Raw genomic sequence first — 5,433 nt, 5'->3', positions numbered from 1 at the left:
CACCGTGCGGTACAGCTCCCCACCGGCATACTGTTTCACCTCGACGGGAGTGGAGAGGTCGTGCGCGGAGGTCATCAGTTGGTCTACCGGACCCTGGCGGTCGAAAGGATAGGTGTACTCCGTCAGCTCGTCCACGCCGGAGCTGGTGGAAACCGCCGTCCGGCGGATCCGGTTGTACGAGCCTTCCCGGGTATGCGACACGGAGCGTGTGTAGGACAGTCCACCGCCGTAGTACAGCGTCTCGCCACGGCCCATGGGGTCGTTGTCCACCACCGTATAGTCCTTGCCCGAAAGGCGGGTGAAGGTACTGCCGTACAGCTCGCGAAGACGCTGGCTGTTCTGGACCATCGACTCGTCAACGCCTTCCACCAGAGCGGTGCGTTTCAGCTCGTTCACCGTCACCAGACGGAAGGGACGGGCGTGGGTGCGTTCGCCGGACTTCCACGCGTGCTCGTGAAGCTCGCTGCGTGTCTCGCTGCACAGAAGCGAAGCGTTGTTCAGCGGCTCGTCGATGCTCTCGAGCATACCGGGGGTCGTGTAGTAGGAAGAGGGCCACTCCGAACGGTTGTCGTAGCAGTGGACCGTGGCCTCGCCCAAGTAAAAGCCTGAAACGGTAGAAGAGGAAGAAGAAGGAAAAGTGAGCGTGGGCGACACGTATTCCATCACACGGTCGAAGTAAACGCGGTCGTCTGCCGTCACCACGTTGCTGTGGCTGTAGAGCGTGTAGTCGACGCTGCGAACCGTCGGATTGGTGGTGCCGCCGCCTTCCACGTAGTGCTTCTGGAGTTCCTGACGGTAGGCAAGCGGGCTCATCGGGAAACGCGTGCATCCGATGCCTTCTTCTTCATCGCCCGAGTAGTAGAGGAAAAGGTGCCGGACTGCATGGCCCACCACCGGACGGTCCGTGATTTCCTTCACCAGAAGTCCACCGCCGTACATATAGCCGTCCGCCTCGCCGGGAGCCGGAATGCGGCCCATGGTGTAGGTATATTCGGTGGTGCCGCCGCCGGGCCAGGTAATCTGCCGGAGGCTGTAGGTCGTGGCAGCGGAAAGGTTACCGCGCTTGTCGGCGTCGCCAATTTCGAACGTATACGTCCGGCTGCCGTTCCGTATCTCGGCCTGCTGGCGGGCTACGAAGCCGGTATTGCCGGTCTGCCCGTTGTAGTAGCCCCAATAGTCGACGGCCTTGGTGTCCGGACTGAAACCGCCGCTGTAGTAGGCAAAACTGTAAGTCTCGACCGGATCGCCCGAGGCGTCCTTCACTTCAACCTTGTCCAGCAGCAGGCGCCCGTAGCTGTCGAGGTGCTTGGTCAGGCTGACCGTACGCAGAACTCCGTCCGGGTTGCGCACCGTGACGGTGGACAGGGCGTGGTGGGTGGCGTCGTAGCCGAACGTGACGCTGCCCCCGGCGAAACGGATCGTGCCGACAGGACGGATGTCCACCTGAGCCACCGCGCCGAAATAGGGACGCCCGCCCGCGCCGCTCCACGCTTCGAAGTTGGGCACTTCCGTCCCGTCGGCCTGCCGCGTCGTGCCGTTCATGTAGTAGTACGTTTCCTGGTTGCCGACCCCTTTCCAGTAACCGGGATGGGGAGGGACGCCCGCACCCGGAATTTCGTAATCCGGCCAGTTGTCCTCTACCGCGTAGTAGTCGTAACGACCGTTATAAACTTCCTGGGGGAGGTTCGTCACGTAGTCGAACGACAGAGTGTCGCCGTCGGGAGAGATCATCTGCGTGGCCTTCCAGGCGGTCACGGTCTGATACGTGTTCAGCAGGTTGGTCTCCTCGCGCGAGGCGCTGCTCCCTCCGAAGAGGTAACGCACGCCGTTGCCGTCGGTCACCGTCAGCCCGTTGCGGAAGTTGGCGCTCACCCGGGGAGCGTCGAGCTCCACCTCCAGCGGGTCGCGATGGAACATCCGGGGAGTGAAGGCATAGTTCGAAGCCTGCTCGAGCGCAAAGTCCGCCTGAACACCCCCCGGAAGGCGGATATGGAAGAAGTCTTCGAGCAGGTCGCAGGTGCCCATGCCCACTTTGGCCAAATACAGATCCGACTGGCTCGTCAGGTTCGACTTGTCATACAGGAAAGAACGTTCGTCCGGCAGTCCGCGCACCTCGCGGCTGATGACCGGCTCCGCCTCCAACGACCATCCCAGGGCCACCGGACCGTTCTTCTGGTCGGCCTTGACGCCGCCGGTCGTATAGACCAGAGAGACAGGCAGGCTGAACGATGCGGTACGGATGGTATAGAGCGGGATGCGGACGGTCACGCGGCCCGTCGCATAGTCTCCCCCATCGGGTTGTCGGCGGAACAGGCCGGAAGCCTGGACAGACGACGGATAAAAGTTCTGGGAACGGGCTGCAATGTCATAGCTCGAAGGAGTCTGCCCGTAGGAAGGCAGAAGGGAGACGGCAGCCAGAAACAACAGAAAAAGAATGGGTTTGTTCATAAGATACATACGATTAATGGTTTGAAAAAAAAGGCTGCCCCACGACTGGGAACAAACTGCGGGGCAGCCCCGTCCAGAATGGTGCGGAAAGGCTCCGCACATGCCTTACAACAGGTTCGCCGCCTGGGCGCCCAGCGCGCCCGCAATGGCCGAAGCCACGGCGATGATCACTTTCAGGATCGTGTCCCAAACAGATTTTTTGATTGCCATAGTTCTTTAATTGAAAATTGAGAATTGAGAATTGAGAATTTCTTTTAATGGAGAACTGAGAATGGAGTTATCCATTGTCACAGCGGACTGCCGCCCTCTTCTTCGTCGTCACCGTCGCCGCCGTCGGGTTCGGTGCCGCCCTGCACGTTCAGCTTCTTCAGCTGCGACTCCAGGTCGACGAAGTCGATGCGGTCCTCCACACGGGTGGTGGCGGGGTCCAGGTTGGGACGGATGGCGCTCGAGGCGCGGAAGTTGATGCGCACGGACTTGATCTGGTCCGCCCCGCAGTCCTCCTTCCGGTCCACGCCCTCGGTGGTGGCCGAGAGGCTGAAGACGCCGAAGCCGTCGACGTTCACCGAATGCCCGTTGTAGAGCTCGGCCCGCATGGCGGCGACGAAATTGGTCAGCACGCTGCGGATGTCGCCCAGCGTCAGCGAGCTGCTTTCCTTCATCTGCTGCGCCAGCGTGTCCAGCGTGGCCGACTTGCCCCAGACGATGAGCTGGGGGTGGTACTTCCCCGTGCCGTCCTTCAGTGCGGGGTTCTTGCGGAATACGCGTTTGTAGGTTACTGACATAATCGTTTGCTTTTTTAAAAAATTTGGCGTATGTTTGTACGGCGGGCATATACGCCTTCGCCCTGTCTTCCGGTCGACACCACAAAGGTGGGAAAAACTGCGGCGGCAGGATGCGGACTCGTGTCTGCCCGTGCGAACCTGTGCGCACTTGTGCGGACTCGGGCGGACTTATGCAGACTTCCGGGCCCGGCAAGACACAGAAGAGAGAGAAAAAGCATTCAAAAAAAAACGAGACAACAGCAAACAGCCCCATGATACAGCAATTGGAATTATTGGGACGTACGATAGAGAGGCAACTGGGAGTGTTATCCGCCATCGGCAGAACACTGGACCTCATCGAACAAAAAGAATACCCACCCGACACGACGCCCGACAAGCTATTGGAATATCTCCAATCCCTGAACCGGCAACTGACAAGATGCAGGGAAAACTTCAACGACAAGGACGAATGGCAGAAGAAGCTGACAAGCGCCAAATCCCCAACGGTGTTCTACTACAGAAGGAGACTGCCGCCTCAAGAAGAACAAAGATATCAGCATACCGGACAGAAAGAAATGAAACTGTTCGATACAGCCATGGAGAATCTGGAGAAAATATTCAGCGCAAAAAAAATCCTCAGCGAAAGACTCTGCATCGAACTGAGGAAAATGCTCAAAGAAGTCGAAGGGCAACTGAAGGAGAACGACAAACTGGTAGACAAGGAGCGAAAGGAAAAAGAACGGCAAAAGAAACTGATCGAAGAAGAACTCCTCCGCGCCAAGCGAAACGCCGCCTGGTGAACCGCAAAAGCGGCATAGTTCCTCCGCAGAACTATGCCGCTTCTCACAGAAAACATACCCGCTTGAGGGGCGGAACAATCACGGCTCTCCCAGATACTCCACCAGCAGCCGCACCTGCCGGAGGGAGAAACAGATGTCGTTCTTCCCCTCGCGGCCGGAGTAGAGGCGGTCGTGCAGTTCGCGGTTGTGGCGGATCCAGCGGTTCAGGCGGTTCATGGCCGTGCGGTCAGCCAGGCCGGGGCTGTAGAGGCGGGCCAGGTCCACCTTCAGGTAGGGACGGATGGCGAAGGGAGCTTCGTCGGCAGGCATCAGAGGGGTATCAGTCTTTTTCATAAGCTTCGGGATTTACGGGGTTGTCACTTTTTTTTATTGTCTTTCCCGCCGTTTTCGGCGATTTTGGGGTCCGTTTTCGGGGTTCGGGGTCATTTAAACCCGACGTCTGGCGCGACAAGCGCTTCTTGCGATACCCATCTTTCTGCTTCACAATCAGTTGCGCTTTCTGCGCCCGCTGGAGCATCCGCTTGGCCGTGCTGAGCGAGATGTCGGACGTCATGGCCGTCTCCACAAACTCGGTGTACGAAAATTTTCGTGGAAGGACGGCCAGCACCTGCTCCAGCAGGTGAGTCTTGCGCAGGGCGGGCATGGGACGGTCGCTGTCCGGCAGCGAGGTGCAGAGCAGCAGGCTGTGCTCCAGCACCGTCTGCGTAATGAGCAGCGCCGAGCGGAAGTCCGCGTCCGTACAGGTGTATTCGGGCGAATGGCGGAAACCGTCCCACTTGCGGAAGGCGGTGAGCAGGGCTGCCAGACGCATGGCCAGCAACCCGTGGCGGAAGATGATGCCCAGCAGCGTGTCGCGCCCCTCGGCGTGGGTCTCGGCCAGCAGGCGGCTGAAGAAGGCGGTGTGCCGCTCCCACTGCGCAGGCGTGAAGTTCACCCGCGTGGGGCTTTCCAGCAGGGCCAGGTGCATGCCCAGCAACTCCTCGCCCAGGGTGTGGAAGTAGGAGCCGAGGTCGGGCTGCACGCTGTCCGGGGCGCAGGACTCCCAGCAGACCGACGGCGGACGGGTGCACACGGCGAAGCGGCTGTAGAGCCCCGTCTCCAGCGAGCGGAAGAAGCGGGCAAACTGTTCGGGCGTGCCCGACATGGCCAGCGCCAGCTGCGGACGGCGTGCCACCAGCGGCAGCCCGTCCACCTTGTAGGACGAGGCCACCTCCTCGTGATGGGCCGCCTTCAGCAGGATGTCCTCGAAGCGGCCGTAGTCCGTCCCGATGGCTTCGGTCAGCGTGGCCATCTCGGTGGTGGCCATGGCGCAGCCGGCTTCGCCCGCCGCGGCCAGGCACTCGATCAGGCGGCTCTTGCTGATGGTGGCGGGCAGCTTGAAGTAGGGCATCTTCTCCTCCTCGGGCTTCAGGGCAAAGTCA

The 5,433-nt window shown here is 60.2% G+C and carries 6 protein-coding genes; 1 reads left to right on the top strand and 5 read right to left on the bottom strand.

The annotated features are described in order from the left end of the window. The 3 genes from BQ8005_RS16620 to BQ8005_RS16615 all read right to left on the bottom strand — a co-directional run. Positions 1-2,448, bottom strand: a 2,448-nt coding sequence (locus BQ8005_RS16620; RefSeq protein WP_159436295.1) for a hypothetical protein, incomplete at its 3' end; no start/stop codon positions are given. 105 nt (positions 2,449-2,553) lie between these two features. Beyond that, entirely contained in the window at positions 2,554-2,652 is a 99-nt protein-coding gene (locus BQ8005_RS17470; protein ID WP_159436296.1) for a smalltalk protein, read from the bottom strand. 83 nt (positions 2,653-2,735) lie between these two features. Then, positions 2,736-3,233: an HU family DNA-binding protein gene (locus BQ8005_RS16615; protein ID WP_075319319.1), complete on the bottom strand. Its 498-nt coding sequence runs from the start codon at positions 3,231-3,233 to the stop codon at positions 2,736-2,738. A 251-nt stretch (positions 3,234-3,484) separates the two neighbouring features. Here BQ8005_RS16615 and BQ8005_RS16610 point away from each other — a divergent pair, with 251 nt between their 5' ends. Continuing rightward, entirely contained in the window at positions 3,485-4,012 is a 528-nt protein-coding gene (locus tag BQ8005_RS16610) for a hypothetical protein (RefSeq protein WP_159436294.1), read from the top strand. Between the two features lie 78 nt (positions 4,013-4,090). Here BQ8005_RS16610 and BQ8005_RS16605 read toward each other — a convergent pair whose 3' ends face one another. Together BQ8005_RS16605 and BQ8005_RS16600 are read right to left on the bottom strand one after the other, a co-directional pair. Next, positions 4,091-4,345 (bottom strand): DUF4248 domain-containing protein, encoded by a 255-nt coding sequence (locus BQ8005_RS16605; protein WP_234984101.1) that lies wholly within the window; start codon positions 4,343-4,345, stop codon positions 4,091-4,093. Then, on the bottom strand, positions 4,332-5,433 hold a 1,102-nt coding region (locus BQ8005_RS16600), incomplete at its 5' end, for a DUF3987 domain-containing protein (protein ID WP_159436293.1). The genes BQ8005_RS16600 and BQ8005_RS16605, both read right to left, overlap by 14 nt.

Origin of the sequence: Bacteroides togonis (genome assembly GCF_900130135.1) — a bacterium.
GTDB lineage: Bacteria > Bacteroidota > Bacteroidia > Bacteroidales > Bacteroidaceae > Bacteroides > Bacteroides pullorum.
Note: the sequence above shows the minus strand (reverse complement) of the source record. Positions and strands in the feature narration are given on the sequence as shown.